Annotated in this window: 20 protein-coding genes and 1 tRNA gene; 16 read left to right on the top strand and 5 right to left on the bottom strand. The window is 72.9% G+C overall.

Translation table 11 applies throughout. From position 1 onward, the window contains the following. The first annotated feature begins 112 nt into the window (after window positions 1-112). From OG937_09660 to OG937_09645, 4 genes are all read left to right on the top strand, one after another. Entirely contained in the window at window positions 113-1,018 is a 906-nt protein-coding gene (locus OG937_09660; GenBank protein ID WUD78689.1) for an ABC transporter permease, read from the top strand. After that, complete coding sequence (locus OG937_09655) at window positions 1,011-1,781, top strand: ABC transporter ATP-binding protein (protein ID WUD71939.1); 771 nt, start codon at window positions 1,011-1,013, stop codon at window positions 1,779-1,781. The genes OG937_09660 and OG937_09655 overlap by 8 nt, the downstream gene beginning before the upstream one ends. Before the next feature lie 95 nt (window positions 1,782-1,876). Further along, window positions 1,877-2,668 (top strand): VOC family protein, encoded by a 792-nt coding sequence (locus OG937_09650; GenBank protein WUD71938.1) that lies wholly within the window; start codon window positions 1,877-1,879, stop codon window positions 2,666-2,668. Between the two features lie 83 nt (window positions 2,669-2,751). After that, on the top strand, window positions 2,752-3,546 hold the full coding sequence (locus OG937_09645) for a VOC family protein (protein ID WUD71937.1): 795 nt from the start codon (window positions 2,752-2,754) through the stop codon (window positions 3,544-3,546). A gap of 14 nt (window positions 3,547-3,560) precedes the next feature. Here OG937_09645 and OG937_09640 read toward each other — a convergent pair whose 3' ends face one another. Further along, on the bottom strand, window positions 3,561-4,472 hold the full coding sequence (locus OG937_09640) for a YceI family protein (GenBank protein WUD71936.1): 912 nt from the start codon (window positions 4,470-4,472) through the stop codon (window positions 3,561-3,563). 44 nt (window positions 4,473-4,516) lie between these two features. Beyond that, window positions 4,517-5,146 (bottom strand): TetR family transcriptional regulator, encoded by a 630-nt coding sequence (locus tag OG937_09635; protein ID WUD71935.1) that lies wholly within the window; start codon window positions 5,144-5,146, stop codon window positions 4,517-4,519. A 143-nt stretch (window positions 5,147-5,289) separates the two neighbouring features. Here OG937_09635 and OG937_09630 point away from each other — a divergent pair, with 143 nt between their 5' ends. Together OG937_09630 and OG937_09625 are read left to right on the top strand one after the other, a co-directional pair. Further along, entirely contained in the window at window positions 5,290-5,445 is a 156-nt protein-coding gene (locus OG937_09630) for a hypothetical protein (GenBank protein WUD71934.1), read from the top strand. A 29-nt stretch (window positions 5,446-5,474) separates the two neighbouring features. Then, window positions 5,475-5,771, top strand: coding sequence for a DUF4190 domain-containing protein (locus OG937_09625; protein WUD71933.1), 297 nt, complete (start codon window positions 5,475-5,477; stop codon window positions 5,769-5,771). Between the two features lie 138 nt (window positions 5,772-5,909). On the opposite strand, the gene OG937_09620 is transcribed toward OG937_09625, so the two are convergent. Next, a complete protein-coding gene (locus tag OG937_09620; GenBank protein WUD71932.1) occupies window positions 5,910-7,304 on the bottom strand; it encodes a helix-turn-helix domain-containing protein in 1,395 nt (464 codons plus the stop codon). A gap of 208 nt (window positions 7,305-7,512) precedes the next feature. Here OG937_09620 and OG937_09615 point away from each other — a divergent pair, with 208 nt between their 5' ends. After that, complete coding sequence (locus OG937_09615) at window positions 7,513-8,139, top strand: hypothetical protein (GenBank protein WUD71931.1); 627 nt, start codon at window positions 7,513-7,515, stop codon at window positions 8,137-8,139. A gap of 75 nt (window positions 8,140-8,214) precedes the next feature. On the opposite strand, the gene OG937_09610 is transcribed toward OG937_09615, so the two are convergent. After that, on the bottom strand, window positions 8,215-9,828 hold the full coding sequence (locus OG937_09610) for an ATP-binding cassette domain-containing protein (GenBank protein ID WUD71930.1): 1,614 nt from the start codon (window positions 9,826-9,828) through the stop codon (window positions 8,215-8,217). Window positions 9,829-10,098: 270 nt separating this feature from the next. Between OG937_09610 and OG937_09605 the strand changes: the two genes are divergently transcribed. Both OG937_09605 and OG937_09600 read left to right on the top strand, forming a co-directional pair. Beyond that, entirely contained in the window at window positions 10,099-10,488 is a 390-nt protein-coding gene (locus tag OG937_09605) for a hypothetical protein (GenBank protein ID WUD71929.1), read from the top strand. A gap of 15 nt (window positions 10,489-10,503) precedes the next feature. Further along, a tRNA-Met gene (locus tag OG937_09600) sits at window positions 10,504-10,577 on the top strand. A 73-nt stretch (window positions 10,578-10,650) separates the two neighbouring features. Here OG937_09600 and OG937_09595 read toward each other — a convergent pair. Beyond that, entirely contained in the window at window positions 10,651-10,920 is a 270-nt protein-coding gene (locus tag OG937_09595) for a DUF6343 family protein (protein ID WUD71928.1), read from the bottom strand. 138 nt (window positions 10,921-11,058) lie between these two features. Here OG937_09595 and OG937_09590 point away from each other — a divergent pair, with 138 nt between their 5' ends. From OG937_09590 to OG937_09560, 7 genes are all read left to right on the top strand, one after another. Then, complete coding sequence (locus OG937_09590; protein ID WUD71927.1) at window positions 11,059-12,159, top strand: MFS transporter; 1,101 nt, start codon at window positions 11,059-11,061, stop codon at window positions 12,157-12,159. 35 nt (window positions 12,160-12,194) lie between these two features. Further along, window positions 12,195-12,719, top strand: coding sequence for a SigE family RNA polymerase sigma factor (locus tag OG937_09585; GenBank protein ID WUD71926.1), 525 nt, complete (start codon window positions 12,195-12,197; stop codon window positions 12,717-12,719). A 64-nt stretch (window positions 12,720-12,783) separates the two neighbouring features. Then, window positions 12,784-14,001, top strand: coding sequence for a hypothetical protein (locus OG937_09580; GenBank protein WUD71925.1), 1,218 nt, complete (start codon window positions 12,784-12,786; stop codon window positions 13,999-14,001). Window positions 14,002-14,158: 157 nt separating this feature from the next. Next, entirely contained in the window at window positions 14,159-15,631 is a 1,473-nt protein-coding gene (locus OG937_09575) for an FAD-binding protein (protein WUD71924.1), read from the top strand. A 29-nt stretch (window positions 15,632-15,660) separates the two neighbouring features. After that, window positions 15,661-16,392 carry a tyrosine-protein phosphatase gene (locus OG937_09570; protein WUD71923.1) on the top strand — a complete coding sequence of 244 codons (732 nt, stop codon included), beginning with the start codon at window positions 15,661-15,663 and terminating at the stop codon, window positions 16,390-16,392. Between the two features lie 92 nt (window positions 16,393-16,484). Beyond that, complete coding sequence (locus tag OG937_09565; GenBank protein ID WUD71922.1) at window positions 16,485-16,961, top strand: SRPBCC family protein; 477 nt, start codon at window positions 16,485-16,487, stop codon at window positions 16,959-16,961. Further along, window positions 16,958-17,311, top strand: coding sequence for a metalloregulator ArsR/SmtB family transcription factor (locus OG937_09560; protein ID WUD71921.1), 354 nt, complete (start codon window positions 16,958-16,960; stop codon window positions 17,309-17,311). The genes OG937_09565 and OG937_09560 overlap by 4 nt, the downstream gene beginning before the upstream one ends. The last annotated feature ends 2 nt before the right edge of the window (window positions 17,312-17,313 follow it).

Genomic DNA, 17,313 nt, shown 5'->3' with positions numbered 1-17,313 from the left:
CGTGTGGTCTAACGTCCTGGTAACGACGATACGGTCTCGTTCCGTCGGCGCACAACCACCCCCCCTTGCGCCTCACCCCCCGAACGGAAGCGCCCCCCTCGTGAGCCTTGACATCGAGTCCTCCTCAGCGGCGCCCGCGCCGCCCGGCGCTCCGGCGCCGTCCCCCGCAGAGCTGGCGGCCAAGTACGGCCTCACGGTGAGCGGGGCCCGTCCCGGTCTGGGCGCCTACGTGCGGCAGCTGTGGGGACGCCGGCACTTCATCACCTCGTACGCCACGGCCCGTGTGTCGGCGCAGTACACGCGGGCGCGCCTGGGCCAACTGTGGCAGGTGCTGACCCCGCTGCTCAACGCGGCGGTGTACTACCTGATCTTCGGCCTGCTGCTGGGCACCGACCGCGGCGTGGACAACTACATCGCGTTCCTGGTCACCGGCATCTTCGTCTACACCTTCACCCAGTCCTCGGTGATGGCGGGCGTGCGTGCGATCTCGGGCAACCTCGGCCTGGTGCGGGCCCTGCACTTCCCCCGCGCCAGCCTGCCGATCGCGCAGACGATCATGCAGCTGCAGCAGTTGCTGATGTCGATGCTCGTGCTCTTCGCCATCGTGCTGATGACCGGCGAGGTGCCGAGGCCGTCCTGGCTGCTCGCGATCCCGGCGCTGATCCTGCAGTCGGTGTTCAACGCGGGCCTGGCGCTGGTGATGGCGCGGCTCGGCAGCAAGATGACCGACCTCGCGCAGCTGATGCCGTTCATCCTGCGGACCTGGATGTACACCTCCGGTGTCATGTACAGCATCAGCCACGTGGCGGCGCACGCGCCGCAGGCCGTGAAGATCCTGCTCGGTCTGAACCCCGCGGCGGTCTACATCGACCTGATGCGCTTCGCGCTGATCGACAGTTTCACCTCCGAGCAGCTGCCGCCCCACGTGTGGGCGGTCGCCCTGGGCTGGGCCCTGGTCATGGGTGTCGGGGGCTTCGTGTGGTTCTGGAAGGCTGAGGAGAGGTACGGCCGTGGCTGAGCGCATCCCCACCGTGATCGTGGACGACCTGCACATCGTGTACCGGGTGCACGGCGCCGGGGCCGGCCGCGGCACCGCGGTCAACGCCCTGTCGCGGCTGGTCCGCCGCAAGGGAGGCAACCCGAACGTCCGCAAGGTGCACGCCGTGCGCGGCGTGAGCTTCACCGCCTACCGGGGCGAGTCGATCGGGCTGATCGGCTCCAACGGCTCGGGCAAGTCGACCCTCCTCAAGGCGGTCGCGGGGCTGCTGCCCGCGGAGAGCGGCAAGGTGTACACCCAGGGGCAGCCCTCGCTGCTCGGCGTGAACGCCGCCCTGATGAACGACCTGACCGGCGAGCGCAACATCATGCTCGGCGGCCTCGCGATGGGGATGTCGCAGGACGAGGTGCGGCAGCGCTACGACTCGATCGTCGAGTTCTCCGGCATCAACGAGAAGGGTGACTTCATCTCCCTTCCGATGCGGACCTACTCCTCCGGCATGGCGGCCCGGCTGCGCTTCTCGATCGCCGCGGCCAGGAGCCACGACGTCCTGATGATCGACGAGGCGCTCGCCACCGGCGACAACCGGTTCCGCAAGCGCTCCGAGGCGCGGATCCGCGAGCTGCGCAAGGAGGCCGGCACCGTCTTCCTGGTCAGCCACAACAACAAGTCGATCCGCGACACCTGCGACCGCGCCATCTGGCTGGAGCACGGCACGCTGCGGATGGACGGCCCCACGGACGACGTGCTCAAGGCCTACGACGCGTTCACCCAGGGGAAGTGACGCCGCCCGGCGCGAGCCGGGCACCGGTGCCAGACTGAACACGGACACCGGGACCACGGCAGCACCGGGCACGCACGCAGGCCAAGGAGACCGCCATGCTCACCACCCAGTACGTCAACGGCGCCCCGAACTGGATCGACCTGGGCAGCGCGGACCTCGGGGCGGCGGTCTCCTTCTACACCGGGCTCTTCGCCTGGGACGCACAGTCGCTCGGGCCCGAGGCCGGCGGCTACGGCTTCTTCCGTCTCGGCGGGAAGACCGTGGCCGCGTTCGGGCCGCTCAGCGAGGAGGGCATGCGGTCCTCCTGGACGCTGTACTTCCAGACGGCCGACGCCGACGCCACCGCCAAGGCGGTCGAGCAGGCCGGCGGCACGGTCCGCTTCGCGCCCTTCGACGTCTTCAGCAACGGCCGGATGGCCGGTTTCACCGACCCCGGGGGAGCGGAGTTCGCCGTGTGGCAGCCCCGCGACACCAAGGGCCTCGACGTGGTCACCGAGCCGGGCAGCCTCGGGTGGGCGGAGCTGTACGCGCCGGACGCCGCCGCGGCCGGCGCCTTCTACGGCGCGGTCTTCGAGTGGCAGGCGCAGGACGTGCCGCTGGGCACCACCCGCTACGCCGTGCTGTCGACCTCGGGCGGCGGCCGGGAGGCGTCCCTGGGCGGCATCGTGGAGATCACCGAGGAGATGAGGGCCGCCGGCGTCACCCCGCGGTGGCTGCCCTACTTCGAGGTCGAGGACGCCGACGCGGTCGTCGCCAAGGCCGGACAGCTCGGCGGGACGGTCGTCATGGCGCCGCAGCACGCCGAGGGCGTCGGGCGCTTCGCGCACCTCGCGGACCCCTTCGGCGCGCTGTTCGCGGTCATCGCCAGCCAGCCACGGCAGAGCTGACGGAGCGGCACGGGGCCACTGTCAGTGCCCGCTGCAAGACTGGGAGCGACCAGGGCACAGCATCCCCGTCGAAGGAGCACACCATGCTCAGCACCAACTACGTTCCCGGCGCCCCCAACTGGCTCGACCTGGGCACTCCCGACGTCGAGGCCTCGGTGGCCTACTACCGCGAGGTCTTCGGCTGGGACTTCCTCTCGGCCGGACCGGAGGCCGGCGGCTACGGCATGTTCCGTACCGGCGACCGGACCGTCGCGGGCATCGGCCCGAACAACGAACCCGGCGTCACCACCGCCGCCTGGGAGCCGTTCTTCCAGACGGCCGACGCCGACGCCACCACCAAGTCCGTCGAACAGGCGGGCGGCGGCGTGCGGTTCTCCCCCATGGACGTCTTCGACCTCGGGCGGATGGCGGCGTACGCCGATCCGACCGGGGCCCGGTTCTGCGTGTGGCAGCCGGGCGCCAACAAGGGCCTGGACGTCGTCAACGAGCCCGGCTCCCTGTACTGGACCGAGCTCTACACCACCGACGCGCCCGCGGCGCTGGCCTTCTACCGCTCGGTCTTCGAGTGGAAGACCGAGGACTCCCAGATGCCCGGCAACGTCTACACCATGGTCTCCCCTGCGGGCGGCGGCGAGAGTGACGCCCACGGCGGCGTCATGCAGCTCGACGAGGAGATGCTGGCCGCGGGCGCCGGCGGGCACTGGCTGCCGTACTTCGCGGTGGCCGACTGCGACGCCACGCTCGCCAAGGCCGTCGAGGCCGGCGGCACGATCCGCGTCCCCGCGATGGACATGCCGGAGGTCGGGCGCTTCGGCCAGGTCGTCGACCCGCAGGGCGCGGCCTTCGCCGTCATCACACCCGTGCCCTCCGCGGGCTGAGGGCGCGCGCGGCGCTACTCCGGTGGTGTCGGGGTGTCGTGGCTGGAGAACATGGCCTGGACGTCGAGTTCCAGCTTGATGGTCGGGCCCACCACCGCGATGCCCCGCGCCAGCATGCTCTGCCAGTTGAGGGTGTAGTCGTCGCGGTGCAGTTCGGCGGTGGCGAGGGCGGCGCAGCGCAGCTCCTCGCCGTAGCCGCCGGTCGCCATGCCCAGGTAGTCGGTGTCCAGGGTGACCGAGCGGCTGGTGCCGTGCATGCTGAGGTGGCCGTGGACGGCCCACCGCGAACCGCCCTGGTGCACGAAGCGGTCGCTCGCGAACCGGATCCAGGGATGGGCGGCCACGTCCAGGAAGTCGCCGGAGCGCAGGTGGTTGTCCCGGGTCCGGTTGCCGGTGTTGATGCTCGCGGCGTCGATGGTGATCTCGACGTGGGAGTCCTCCATGCGTTCCGCGACGCGTATGCCGCCCTCGAAGCGGTCGAAACGGCCGTGCACATGGGCCATGCCGACGTGCTTGGCGATGAACCGGACGGCCGTGTGCGGCGGGTCGAAGAACCAGGTGCCCGGCGGCGGCAGTTCGAGTCCCGGTGCGGGCGCCAACCGCACCGTGCCGATGGGGGACTGGAGTCCCTCCGCGATCTCCACCGTGCCCCGGTAGGGCCGCATGCCGTCCGCGCTGATCATCACGGAGTGGTGCCCGGGCGGCAGGGTGGCGAGGAACGTCCCGTACGGGTCGCTGATCGCCCTCACCTGCGTGCGGTGGGTGCGGGCGTCGGACACGGTGACCTCGGCTCCGCCCATCGGCCGGCCCGCGGGGTCGAGCACCTGACAGCTGATCAGTCCCGCGCCCCTGGCGATCGGTGGCAACAGGGCCGGGTTCGTGGTGCCGTTGGCCGTCCGATTGCGCCGAAAGAGTGCGAAAGCCATGCGACCACCCTAGATGGTGGGTCCACGCAAGTGTCAATTCGCCCTCAGACGTCCAGCCAGTGCCGACGTCCCAGGTGGATCAGGTAGAGCTCCTTGCGGGCCCGCTCCGCGATGTTCTCCTCGGTCGCGGCGTCGTCGGCCGGCGCCTCCATGAAGGCGATCGCCGTCATCAGCATGCGGTCCACGTACAGCTCGGCGAGCATGCGTACGTCCTCGGCCGTCCAGCCGTGCGAGACGGGTTGCGCGCCGAGCGCCTCGGCCACTTCGTCGGCGAAGAGCGAGAGTTCGGCGGCGATGGCCTCGCGGACGGCCTGCACCCCGCCGTGCCGCTCGCGGGCGATGAAGCGGATGTGCGACCGGTGGCCGCGCACGTGCAGGGTGATGACGCGGACGGAGCGGGCGATGACCTCCTCGGCGTCGTCCTGCTCGGCCAGGATCGCCCGGATCATCGCGTGCAGGCTGCCCAGCGACTCGGCGACCAGGGCCACTCCGAGATCGCCCATGTCGCGGAAGTGCCGGTAGAACCCGGCGGGCGCGACCCCCACTTCGCGGGTGACCTCGCGCAGCCCCAGGCTGCTCAGGCTCTGGTTCTCCAGCAGGCGCAGGCCCGCGTCGAGGAGGGCCCGCCGGGTCTGCTGCTTCTGGGCCTCACGGACCCCGAGGGTGTGACTCATGTCATCCAGTAAACAGCCGTTCGCCGAGTTGCGCGAGAGTAGAGTACCGACTCAGTGAACAACTGTTATTCCAGTTGTTCACTGAGCTGTGACGTCGTCCGCAGCCCGCAGTGCCATCCGGCAACCGAGAAAGGCACACGTCCGTGACCCTCCTCGTCGTCCTGGTCGCCATGGGGATCCTCCTGGGCACCGTCTCGTACACCTCGTTCCCCGTCTTCTTCGTCGCCGCGGGCGTGGTCGGTGTCTGGCTGCTCACGTTCTACGTCCGCGAGCGCGTCGGGCACCACCGCCACCGCTGACCCCACGTCTCCCAGGGGGGAACCCACCCATGGACTCCTACGTACCCGCCCGTGAGCGCGAACTGCGCGCCAAGGAAGCCCGGTCGGGCTCGGACGGCTCCGACGGCATGGCCGTCGCCTCGTTCGTGCTGGGCCTGGTCGGCCTGCTGGCCTTCAACATCGTGCTCGGCCCCTTCGCCCTGATCCTCGGTGGCGTCGCGCTCGTCCGGGGCACCCGGCGTCCCGTCCGGGCGATCCTCGGCCTGGTGCTCGGCGCGGCCGACCTGATGGTGCTGGTCGTGCTCATCACCATGAACAAGGGCCTCATCTGGCCGTTCGGCCTCTGACCGCGAGGGACGCGGCCGACGGGAAACGGGGGAGAGGGTCCCCACCCTGCACGGGGAGGGTGGGGGCCCTTCGTCACGTCCCGGAGCGGGGGACGCGGGACGGGCACGGGGACGGGGCGTCGGGACACGGCGCGGAGCCTAGTTGCGGGTCCAGCCTCCGGAGGACCAGTAACCGTACTCGGGGCGGCCCTTGACGCCGCTGGTGCGGAAGGGGCGCCCGCCGTCGTCGATGCGGACCGTGTCCGTCAGGCCGCCGGCGCTCCACTCCAGTTCGAGGAACCAGTCGCAGTCGCAGCGCACCGTGCGGGCGTGCACCCTGAGCACCAGCGGATCCTGTGCGGAGACCTGGTAGGGGAGGCGGACCGCGGGAAGGACGTGCTCGCTGTCGGAGCCGTCCCGCGGTCGCGGCTGCGGACGCGCGGCGTCGAGGTCAACCGCGTACTCCGCGGGGGTCAGCGCTCCACCGCAGCCGTTGTCCATCGAGTACGACGACCAGCGCAGCGGGTCGCGGCGTTCGACGACGCGGATGTGCAGGGCCTGCACCACCACCGGCGTCGACCCGCGCCCCCGGATCGTGGCCTCGACGATGGTCGTACCGCCGTGCACGGCGCCGAGGGCGGTGGCCCAGGCGCGCGCGTCCTGGGAGACCGGCGGGGGAGGGACGTCCGCGGGGGGCCGGTCGATGAGGTAGTCGTGACCGCAGCCGTTCTCCCAGACGTGCGAGCGCACGCTCCAGACCAGAGGCCGCGCGGGCACCGGGGCGTGGGAAGCCGTGATGCTTCCGGGGGAGCGCGGAGCGGTGTCGGTGCCCTTCGCCGACGGCTTCGTGGACGAGGCGTGCCCGGAGGGGGACGCGCCGGGCGAGGCCGGGACCGTGCCCGTCCCACCCGGCGAGGGGGATGTGCCTCCCGCTCCGCCGGGGCGCGCGGAGGGCGAGGACGCGGCGTGGGCCGGCGGACCCTCGCCGCCCGTGCCGTCGGTCATCGCCAGCGCGGCGCCGGTGAGCACGAGCGCCGCCACCGATCCGGCGACGGCGGGCCGGGACAGACGGCGGCGCCAGGAGCGCCGCGGGCGCGGCGCCGGGACGGTGCCGATGGGGTCGAGTTCGGCGGGCGCCTGCGGGGCCGAGTCGGGGCCGGGCGCAGGCGCCTTTCCGACGGGGGCGTTACCGGTGGCGTCGTCGTCGCTGCCGTCCGGCGGGTCGGCTGCCCCGTCTCCGCTCCCGTTGCGGCTCTCGTCGCGCTCGGCCACCGCACCGCCGCCGCCGCGGTTGCCGACCCGCCGGACGGCGTCCGCGAGCACCCACCGGCGGTGCAGCTCGACCAGCTCCTCCGGCCCCGCGCCGCACAACCGCGCCAGGCGTTCCACGACCGCGTAGTCGGCTGGTACGGCGTCGCCGTTGCAATAGCGGTGCAGGGTCGACGTGCTGACGTGGAGCCGGGTCGCCAGCTGCCCGTAGCTCAGCCCCGAACGGTCCTTCAGGTCACGTAAATACCGGGCGAAGTGCTCGCTGCCCGCCGCCGTACCACCCATGTCCCGCGCCCCCGACGCCTTCCCGTGTCCCGGCCGCCCGTTCCAGGGCGCTCACGTCTCCCCAGGCCAGGGTACGCGCAACCGTTCCGGTGTCCCGGAACCCGCCGCTGCTGTTGCCGGGTCGTGACGGCGCCGCGCAGGCTGAGGTGCAGTACCGCCGCCGCTCGGCGACGGTCCTCGTCCACGACCTGACCACGGGGGAAGCACCTTGAACCGCACACCCACCCGCCGCGCCGCCGTGACCGCGCTGGCCGCGGTCGCCGCCACCTCGCTCCTCGCCGCCGGCTCCGCCGAGGCCGGGGCCGCCGCGCCCACCGCGGCGCCGAGGTTCCTCACACCGAAGGAACTGCCGCCGTACCCCCTCTCGCCCTGGTACGCCGACCGGGTCACCGGCGGGCTGCCCGAGGGCGGCACCGCCTGCGCCCTGCGCGGCCTGCCCCGCAAGGGCGTCTCGCACCGCTCGTTCTGGACCGAACTGGACACCAACGCCCAGCAGGTCACCTTCACGACCAAGAACACCAAGGCGGCGCGTGACCTGGCCGCCAAGCTCCGCGCGTCCGTGCGGGGCTGCGTCGGCCGCTTCCTGGAGCAGAACCCGGGCTCGGAGGCCGACTGGAAGGACTTCGGCGCCCTCGACGTGGAGGAGGGCGCGCACGTCTACGGCGTGCACGTCGCGCCCCCCGAGTCCGAGCACAACGTCCGGCTCTACGGGATCGGCCGCGACGGCCGCACCGTCACCGTCGTCGAGTGGGGCCAGATGGGAACCCTCGACCGGATCCCGCTGAAGGCCTTCAAGAAGACCACGCGGACCGCCGTGAACAAGCTGTACCGCTGACGCCGCCACGCGGCCCACGGACACCGGCGGCGGGGCCCCGGGGGGAGCCCCGCCGCCGGAGCGGCGCCGCATCCGTCACAGCGGCTCGACGCGGGTGAGCCCGCCGGCGTCGAGCCGCAGCCAGCCCGTGATGCCGATGCCCCGCAGGAACGGCAGGTCGTGGCTCGCCACGACCAGTGCCCCCTCGTAGGAGGCCAGCGCCGTCGTCAGCTGCCGTACGCTCGCCATGTCCAGGCTGTTCGTCGGCTCGTCGAGCAGCAGCAGTTGCGGAGAGGGCTGGGCGAGCATCAGCGCCGCGAGCGACGCCCGGAACCGCTCCCCGCCCGACAGCGAACCGGCCGCCTGGTCGGCCCGTCCCCCGCGGAACAGGAAGCGGGCCAGCGACGCGCGGATGCGGTTGCCCGACGCCTCCGGGGCGAACCGCGCCACGTTGGCCACGACCGACAGCTCGTCGTCCAGGACGTCCAGCCGCTGCGGCAGGAAGCGCAGCGGCACGTGCGTCTGCGCCTCGCCCGCCGCCGGTGGCAGTTCGCCGGTGATCGTCCGCAGCAGCGTCGTCTTCCCTGCGCCGTTCCGGCCGACCAGCGCGATCCGTTCCGGGCCGCGCAACTCCAGGTCACCGGCCGGTGCCCCGTACGCCGTCCGCAGGGAACGCAGCGTCAGCACGGTCCGGCCGGCGGGGACCGCGGTGTGCGGCAGGTCGACGCGGATCTCGTCGTCGTCCCGCACCGCCTCCACGGCCTCGTCCAGCCGCTCCTTCGCCTCCGCCAGCCGCTCGGTGTGCAGCACGCGGTGCTTGCCCGCCGACACCTGGGCGCTGCGCTTGCGCAGTTTCATCACGGCGCGCGGTTCCCGCTTGGAGTCGTACATCTTCTGCCCGTACCGCACCCGGCGGGCCAGTTTGACGTTGGCGTCGGCCAACTCCCGCTTCTGCCGCCGCACATCGGACTCCGCGACGCGCAGCATGCGCTCGGCGGCCTCCTGCTCGACGGCCAGGGCCTCCTCGTAGGCGGCGATGTCGCCCCCGTACCAGCGGACCCCGCCGTCGCGCAGCTCGGCGATCCGGTCCACGTGCCGGAGCAGTTCGCGGTCGTGCGAGACGACCACCAGCACGCCGTTCCAGGCCGCGACCGCCTCGTGGAGCCGCTGCCTGGCCGCCAGGTCCAGGTTGTTGGTCGGCTCGTCGAGCAGCAGCACGTCCGGACGGCGCAGCAGCAGGGCCGCCAGCCGCAGCAGGACGCACTCGCCGCCCGACAGTTCGCCGACGACCCGGTCGAGGCCGACGTGACCCAGCCCGAGGCCGTCCAGTCCGGCGCGGGCCCGCTCCTCCACGTCCCAGTCGTCGCCGACCGCCGCGAAGTTCTCCTCGCGTACGTCGCCGGCCTCGACGGCGTGCAGCGCGGCCCGCGCGTCCGCGATGCCCAGGGCCTCGTCCACCCGCAGCGCGGTGTCCAGGACGACGTCCTGCGGCAGGTAGCCGACCTCGCCGGCGACACGAACCGTCCCTTCGGCGGGCGTCAGTTCGCCCGCGAAGAGCCGCAACAGGGTGGACTTCCCCGAGCCGTTGAGCCCGATGAGGCCGGTGCGGCCGGGGCCGACCGCGAGCTGGAAGCCGTCCAGGACGGGAGTGCCGTCCGGCCAGGCGAAGGAGAGGTCGGTGCAGGTGATGGAGATCGTGGGATGTCCCATGTGGTCCTCCGGGGTGCTCGTGAATGACGACGGGTCGGCACACGGGGACACCGGAAGGCGGGCGCTGCACGCAGGCGGCTGCTCACGGCCGAGGTCGCACACGGGCCCGCGCGGACGCCGGTTCGGCGAGCCGCGGACACGGTGTCCCTGACCTCAGAAGAGCAACGGCCTTCTCCAATCGGACGGTGGCAGGCCGGAGCAGAAGCTACGCCGGTGCCGGGGCCCCGGCAACGCATTTACCGGGCGCCCGGTCCGTGGGAGTGTGACGCCGTGACCTCCCGGACCACCGCGCCCGACGGCCGCGTCGCCTCCGTCCTCCGCTTCACCACCGAGCTCGTGGCCTGGGTCGCGACCCCATGGGCCCTGGCCGGGCACTCCTGGCCGCTCGCCGCGCTCTCGGTGGTCGTGCTCGTCGGCCTGCCGACGGTGTTCGCCACCCCCGGCGACAAGGAGCAGGTGATCGTCCCCGTCCCCGGCGCGGTGACCGTCGCGCTGGTGCTGCTGCAGCTCGGAGCGGCCGTCGTCTCCTCCTGGGCGGCCTGGCCCACCCCGGTCGCGGTGCTGGTCGGGGTCCTCGCGGCCGCCACCGTCGTGGCCGAGATCCCCCGCTGGCGGTGGCTGACCGGGAATGGATTTGGTCCTGGCGCCGACACCCCGTAAGGTTGCGTTCAACGACGCGGGGTGGAGCAGCTCGGTAGCTCGCTGGGCTCATAACCCAGAGGTCGCAGGTTCAAATCCTGTCCCCGCTACTGAAACCGAGGGCCCGGTGCATCAGCACCGGGCCCTCGGTCTTTGCCTGCCCGTGCGTGTCCGGCCGTGCGCTCAGCGTTTGCGGAGCGGTTCGTAGGGCGGGACATCGCGACCCGGCTGCCAGTGCGCGCCCTGGCGGATGTGCCGGACGATCACCACCAGGTCGGTGCCCGCGGCGAGCGCCAGCACCCCGAAGAAGACGGCCCACCCGGTACGCCCCAGGTCGGCGAAGAGCACCGTTCCCGCGATCGCCCAGACCAGCCCGAAGGCCGCGAGTGCGAGCCGCATCCGCAGTGCGCTGCGAGCCCGCAGGGGCTCGTTCCCGCTCCGTCCCATGCGCATGGAAAACGCCTCCTCATCCGGTTCGTACCCGGCTACGCTCATCCCATGACATGGCGACATTGATCCTCACCCGAGTCCCCACTGGCGCGCAGGCTCTACGCCTACGCCTTCCTCGAGGACCTGATCCCGCTCTACCCGGTGTACGCGGTGCTCTTCGCGGGCGCCGGGCTGTCCGAGGCGGGGATCTCCTCGCTCTTCGCCGTGTGGTCCCTCACGGCGTTCCTGCTCGAGGTGCCCTCGGGCGTGTGGGCCGACCGCTTCTCCCGGCGTGCCCTGCTCACCGTCGCGCCGCTGCTGACCGGGGCGGGCTTCACGCTGTGGACCCTGTGGCCGTGCTACGCGTCCTTCGCCGCCGGGTTCGTCCTGTGGGGCGCCGGGTCCGCGCTGCGGTCCGGGGCGCTGCAGGCCCTGGTGCACGAGGAGCTGACCCGCGTCGGAGCGGCCCACGCGTACGCCCGCCTCACCGGCCGGGCGCAGGCCCTGGGCACCACGGCGGCCCTGGCCGCGACCGCGCTGGCGGGGCCGCTCCTCGCGGCCGGCGGCGACCGAGCGGTCGGGCTGGTCAGCGTCGCGGTGACCGTGCTGACCGCGCTGGCAGCCCTCGCGCTGCCGGAGCCCCGCGCACGCGGTGCCGGTGCGGACGAGGACGGCGGCGCGGCCTCGTACGCCGGGCTGCTGCGCGAGGCCCTCGCCCAGGCCCGGCACACCCCCGGCGCCGGGCGCATGGTGGCCGTCGTCTCCCTGGTGGCCGGCGCGACCGCGCTGGACGAGTACGTCCCGCTGCTCGCGCAGGCGACGGGCGTGCGGCCGTCCTTCGTCCCGCTGCTCGTGCTCCTGGTGACCGCGGGGGCCACGGTCGGCGGCTGGCTCGCCGGCCGCGGCACCCGCTGGGCCCCGCTCGCACCGGCCGTCGCCGTGGTGTGCCTGACCGCGGGCGCGGCGGGCACGCATCCGGCCGGCCTGGCACTGGTGGCCGTGGCCTTCGGCCTCCTGGACTGGGCGACGACGGCCGCCGACGCCCGCCTCCAGGACCGCATCACCGACCGCACCCGTGCGACGGTCACCTCCCTGGCGGGCCTGGGATCCGAGGCCGGATCGCTCCTGCTCTTCGGCTGCTGGGCCCTGGGCTCCCACTGGTCCGGGCCGGGGCCGCTGTTCGCCCTGGCGGCGCTGCCGCTCCTAGTTCCTGTGCTCTTGCTGTGGGGGTGCAACATTTCCCCACCCTCACGACGTCAGTGAGGTGAAGGCGACGCCGAAAGACGACGGGGTGGGACATGCACGAGGACCGTACGAAGGACTTCCTGGACTTCGCGAGGACCCGCGCTGCACATCTCTTCCGGTCGGCCTGCCTGCTCACCGGCGGTGACACCCATCTCGCCGAGGACCTCGTGCAGGAGACCCTCGGCAAGCTGTACGTCACCTGGTGGCGGGTGTCCCGGGTGGGCAACCCCGCCGGGTACGCCCAGACCGTGCTCGTCCGCACCTTCCTCAGCCACAGGCGGCGGCGCAGCAGCGGCGAGTCCCCCACGGGCGAGCTCCCCGACGTGCCCGCGGGCGCCGGCGGCTCCGACAGCGACACGGCCCTGCTGCGACTGACCCTCCTGGACGCGCTCGCCCGGCTGGCGCCGAAGGACCGCGCGGTCGTCGTCCTGCGCTACTGGGAGGACCGGAGCATCGAGGAGACCGCCGACGCGATGCGGGTCAGTTCGAGCGCCGTGCGCAGCCGGTCGGTGCGTGCCCTCGCCAGGCTCCGCGAACTGCTCGGCGACAGCCTCGCGGAACTCGTCTCCTCTCACTGATTCACCCCCCACCGGCTTCCCCTTCCCCTTACGACCTCTCCTCTCCTCCGGACGGTGGTTCACCATGCCCTTCGAAGACGACCTCGGCGCCGCTCTGCGGAGCACCGGCGACAGTTTCAGCACCGACAACCGCGCACTCGTCGCGGCCGGCCTCGCGCAGGGCCGCAGCCTCCACCGCCGCCGTACGGCCGCCGTCGCCGGCACCGTCGCCGCCGTGGCGGCCGCGGGGGTCACCGCCGCCCTGGTCGTCCCCCGCGGCGGCGCCCAGGACGTGGGCCCGGCGACGACGGACACGATCGCGGACTTCGGATGGGGCCCCGAGACGGCTTCCGACCGGAAGATGCTCGCCCTCTTCGAGGACCTGCTCCCCGCGGGCAGGATCCTGGCCGGGCACGCCACGGACACGCGGCCCTCGGCGCACATGGTCCCCAGGGCCCAGGTCGTCTGGGACGACGGTCACGGCGCGTCGACGATCGCCGTCGCCCTCAGTCGCGCCACGCCCGGCCAGGAGCGCACCCGTTGCCCCGACCTCACGCTCATGAGGGAGGGCAGCACCTGCACGCGCACGGAACTCCGGGACGGGTCGGTGCTGGTGGTCATCAGGACCTGGGAGTACCAGGACGATCGCACGGGGCCCAAGAACTGGCGGGCCGTCCTGACCACCCGTGAGGGCCACCAGATCGAGGCCGACGAGTGGAACGCCACCGAGCAGAAGTCCGAGCACACCACCCGGGACGACCCGCCGCTCAGCGCGGCGCAACTCGGTGCCCTCGTGCGTGCGACGGAGTGGAAGCGCCTGTTCGCCGTGTTCCCGGAGCCTTCGGCCTCGTCCGGGGCGCCCCGCCCCGGATCCGGCGAGGTGAGCGGCACGGAGATCCTGAAGCGCCTCAAGGCCGTCATGCCGGCGGGCCTGAAGATCACCGCGCCGGTGGGGGAGGACGGCTACGCCCACCTCACGGTGGACGACGGCCACGGGCCCACGCTCGTCGAGGTCAACGTCCAGCACTGGGCCGAGGAGGACTTCGGGGACCTGCAGTTCTCCGACCCCCAGACCCTGCCCGACGGCACCAAGGTGCAGACCACTCAAGGGGCGGGGGACAAGGGCGGGGCCGGGATCCAGCAGTGGACCGCCGACACCCTGCGGCCCGACGGACTGCGGGTCGTCATCTCGGAACTCAACTCCGGTGGCTACCACCGGCCTCCCACGCGCACCACGCCCGCCCTCGGCATGGACGCCCTCGTGAAGGCGGCGACCGACCCCCGGTGGAAGTCGCTCGGATGATCACCCGGGCGGCCCGCCCGGCGGGCCGCCCGCCGTGGGGTCGGCTAGCGTCGCCGGTGGCCCCACGGGATTCCACGAGTCGCTGCTGACGGGGGGACAGCAGGCCTAGAATCCGGGACTGTTGCAGTGTCCACCGACCCGTTCAGGGGGAGCGCGCATGTCCCACCTCCCGTCCAGACGTGCGATGTTGCGGACGGCGGCGACGGCCGCGGGCGCCGTGGTCGTCGGATTCGACCCCGTGGGCCGCAGTTGGGCCGTGGCCGCGACGGCCGCGGACCGGGCGGACGGCACGCTGGTGGGGCTGCCGCACCTGGACGGGACGCTGTTCACCGACGACGCCTCGCTCGGCGCCGCCGCGGACGACTTCGGGCACATCGTGCACCGCAGGCCGGTCGCGGTGCTGCGTCCGGGGTCGGTCGACGACGTCGTCGCCATGGTGCGCTTCTGCAACCGGCACGGGCTGAAGGTGGCGCCGCGCGGCCAGGGCCACGGCACCTTCGGTCAGGCGCAGGTCGACGGCGGGCTGGTCATCGAGACCACGCCCCTGGCGGGGATCGGCCCGGTCGGACCGCACAGCCGTACCGTCACGGTCGGCGCCGGGGCCACGTGGAGCGAGGTCACCAGGGCCACCGTGGCGCACGGGCTCACGCCGCCCGTCTTCACCGACTACCTCGAACTCTCCGTCGGCGGCACGCTGTCCGTGGGCGGACTCGGCGGGCAGAGCCACCACCACGGCGCCCAGGTCGACAACGTCACCGAACTGCACGTCGTCACCGGGGCGGGCGAGTCGCTGCGCTGCTCCCCGTCGCGGCACCGGGACCTGTTCGAGGCGGTGCTGGCGGGCCTGGGGCAGTGTGCCGTCATCGTGTCGGCCACACTGCGCCTGGTGAAGGCCCCGACGACGGTCCGGCACTACCTGCTGCCGTACCACGACCTCGGCACCTTCCTCGCCGACCAGCGACTGCTGGTCACCGACGGCCGGTTCGGCTACGTCGAGGGCCAGGTCGTCCCGGACGCGAACGGCGCGTTCCGCGGCTACGTCCTGGAGGCGGTCTCGTACGACGCCTCGCCCGACGACGCCGCGCTGCTGGCGGGGCTGCACCACGACACCGCGGGCGTGCAGACCGAGGACCTCGGCTACTTCGCCTTCCTCGACCGGCTCGCGGCCTCGGTGGCGGCGCTCAAGGCCGCCGGCCTGTGGGACTTCGCCCACCCCTGGCTCAACCTGCTCATCCCCGGGGAGAAGGCCGCCGCCGTGGCCGGCGGCATCCTCGACGCCCTCACGCCCGCCGACCTGGGCCCCGGTGTCGTGCTGCTCTACCCGCTGCTGCGCGAGCGCCTGCACCGCCCCCTGCTGCGGGCCGGCCAGGACCCCGTCCCGTATTTGCTCGCCGTGCTGCGCACCACCCCTCCGCAGGACACCGCGACGGTCGACCGCCTCCTGGCCGCCAACCGGGCCGCGTACGAGGCCACCCGGGCGGCCGGCGGCACTCAGTACCCGGTCGGCTCCATCCCCTTCGGCCGCGCCGACTGGCGCGCCCACTTCGGCTCCGCGTGGCCCGCCCTGGCGGCGGCCAGGCGCCGGTACGACCCCCGGGGGATCCTCGTCCCCGGTCAGGGGATCTTCTGAGCGGGCGGCCCGCCCCGTAAGGTCCCCCCATGGGGAGACACATCGCGTTCGAGCGACTGCACAACTTCCGCGACCTGGGCGGCTACCGCACGGCCGGCGGCCGCACGGTCCGCTGGGGGCGGCTCTACCGTTCCGACGCGCTCTCGAAGCTCGGGGGCACGGATCTGGAGCGCTTCGCCGCCCTCGGGGTGCGCACGGTCATCGACCTGCGCTACCCGTTCGAGATCGAGGCCAAGGGGCGCGTCCCGGAGGCCACCGGGGTCGCGTACCACAACCTCAGCATCGAGCACCGGCCCGTGGACCAGACCGCGTTCGGGCCGGAGGTCGAGACGACCGCCTTCTACGCCCGGCTGCACGCGGAGGTCGCGGCCGACGGCGTCAAGGAGCTGGCGCGGGCGCTGGAGGTGATCGCCGCCGGCACCAGCGGGCCGCTGGTGTTCCACTGCGCGGCGGGCAAGGACCGCACGGGGCTGCTCGCGGCGCTGGTGCTCGGGCTGCTGGGGGTGCCCGAGGAGGACATCGTCGCCGACTACGCGCTGAGCGAGCTGGCCACCGCCCGCCTGCTCGCGGACTGGACCGCGGCCAACCCGGAGCGGAGCCTGCGCTGGCCCGGCTGGGGGAGAGCGCCCGCCGACGCGATGCGGATCTTCCTCGCCGGGCTGGCCGCCGAGCACGGTTCCGTCGAGGGGTACGCCCGCGCACGGCTCGGCACGGACGACGCCCTGCTCACCGCCCTGCGGGAGGTGCTGCTCACCGACTGATCCCCCAACGCGCAACCCATCGGTTGCGCGATACGGCCTTACGTGCAACCCTGGAGTTGCACATAAGGCTGTCCAGCGACGGAGGAACCATCATGAGCACCCAGACCCAGGACCGGATCGAGCGGGAGATCAGCATCGCGGCGCCGGTCGAGCGCGTGTGGGAGGTCCTGACCAGGCCCGAGCACATCGGCCGCTGGTTCGGCGAGGACCTGGGCGGTGGCGGCGCGCCCGCGGACGTGGACCTGCGGCCGGGAGGCGCCTTCGAGATCGACCACGGCTTCGGCGTCTACCCCAGCCGCATCGTGAACGTGGAACCGCCGCGCTACTTCTCCTACCGCTGGGCCACCGCCTTCCCCGGCACGGAAGCCACGGAGGACAACTCCACCCTCGTCGAGTTCACCCTCACCGCCGACGGGGACGGCACCCGTCTGCGGGTCGTCGAGAGCGGCTTCGCGGCCCTCGACATCCCCGAGGACCGCATCCCGTACGCCGGGTACGAGAGCCATGCGCAGGGCTGGGCGGACGTCACGGCCGGACTCGCCACGTACGTGGAGAAGCTGCCCGCATGACGGAGACCCGCACCGAGGGCGAGGAGGACGTCTTCGCCGCGCTGGCCGACCCGATGCGGCGTCGCATCCTGGACGCCATCGCCGAGCACGGTGACGCCACCGCCACCGTGCTCGCGGCCGAACTCCCCGTGTCCCGCCAGGCGATCGTCAAGCACCTCACCGTGCTGGACCAGGCGGGACTGGTCGCCGGGCGGCGCGCGGGCCGCGAGATGCGGTACGCCGTACGGCCCGAGCGGCTGGTGGCGGCGGCGCGGTGGATGGACCGCGTCGCCGCCCGCTGGGACGCCCGGCTGTCGGCCATCAAACGCCTTGCGGAGGAACCCACTTCGCGGGACACCGGTGTAACCTGAGC

This window comes from Streptomyces sp. NBC_00510, assembly GCA_036013505.1.
In the GTDB taxonomy this organism is placed as follows: Bacteria; Actinomycetota; Actinomycetes; order Streptomycetales; family Streptomycetaceae; genus Actinacidiphila.
Note: the sequence above shows the minus strand (reverse complement) of the source record. Positions and strands in the feature narration are given on the sequence as shown.

What these genes read in the sequence shown, in the direction of transcription:
- OG937_09650 (WUD71938.1), top strand. Translation starts at nt 1,877, where the DNA reads ATGCTCACCACCCAGTACGTCAACGGCGCCCCGAACTGGATCGACCTG.
- OG937_09645 (WUD71937.1), top strand. Translation starts at nt 2,752, where the DNA reads ATGCTCAGCACCAACTACGTTCCCGGCGCCCCCAACTGGCTCGACCTG.
- OG937_09640 (WUD71936.1), bottom strand. Translation starts at nt 4,472, where the DNA reads ATGGCTTTCGCACTCTTTCGGCGCAATCGGACGGCCAACGGCACCACG.
- OG937_09635 (WUD71935.1), bottom strand. Translation starts at nt 5,146, where the DNA reads ATGAGTCACACCCTCGGGGTCCGTGAGGCCCAGAAGCAGCAGACCCGG.
- OG937_09625 (WUD71933.1), top strand. Translation starts at nt 5,475, where the DNA reads ATGGACTCCTACGTACCCGCCCGTGAGCGCGAACTGCGCGCCAAGGAA.
- OG937_09620 (WUD71932.1), bottom strand. Translation starts at nt 7,304, where the DNA reads ATGGGTGGTACGGCGGCGGGCAGCGAGCACTTCGCCCGGTATTTACGT.
- OG937_09610 (WUD71930.1), bottom strand. Translation starts at nt 9,828, where the DNA reads ATGGGACATCCCACGATCTCCATCACCTGCACCGACCTCTCCTTCGCC.
- OG937_09595 (WUD71928.1), bottom strand. Translation starts at nt 10,920, where the DNA reads ATGCGCATGGGACGGAGCGGGAACGAGCCCCTGCGGGCTCGCAGCGCA.
- OG937_09585 (WUD71926.1), top strand. Translation starts at nt 12,195, where the DNA reads ATGCACGAGGACCGTACGAAGGACTTCCTGGACTTCGCGAGGACCCGC.
- OG937_09580 (WUD71925.1), top strand. Translation starts at nt 12,784, where the DNA reads ATGCCCTTCGAAGACGACCTCGGCGCCGCTCTGCGGAGCACCGGCGAC.
- OG937_09575 (WUD71924.1), top strand. Translation starts at nt 14,159, where the DNA reads ATGTCCCACCTCCCGTCCAGACGTGCGATGTTGCGGACGGCGGCGACG.
- OG937_09570 (WUD71923.1), top strand. Translation starts at nt 15,661, where the DNA reads ATGGGGAGACACATCGCGTTCGAGCGACTGCACAACTTCCGCGACCTG.
- OG937_09565 (WUD71922.1), top strand. Translation starts at nt 16,485, where the DNA reads ATGAGCACCCAGACCCAGGACCGGATCGAGCGGGAGATCAGCATCGCG.
- OG937_09560 (WUD71921.1), top strand. Translation starts at nt 16,958, where the DNA reads ATGACGGAGACCCGCACCGAGGGCGAGGAGGACGTCTTCGCCGCGCTG.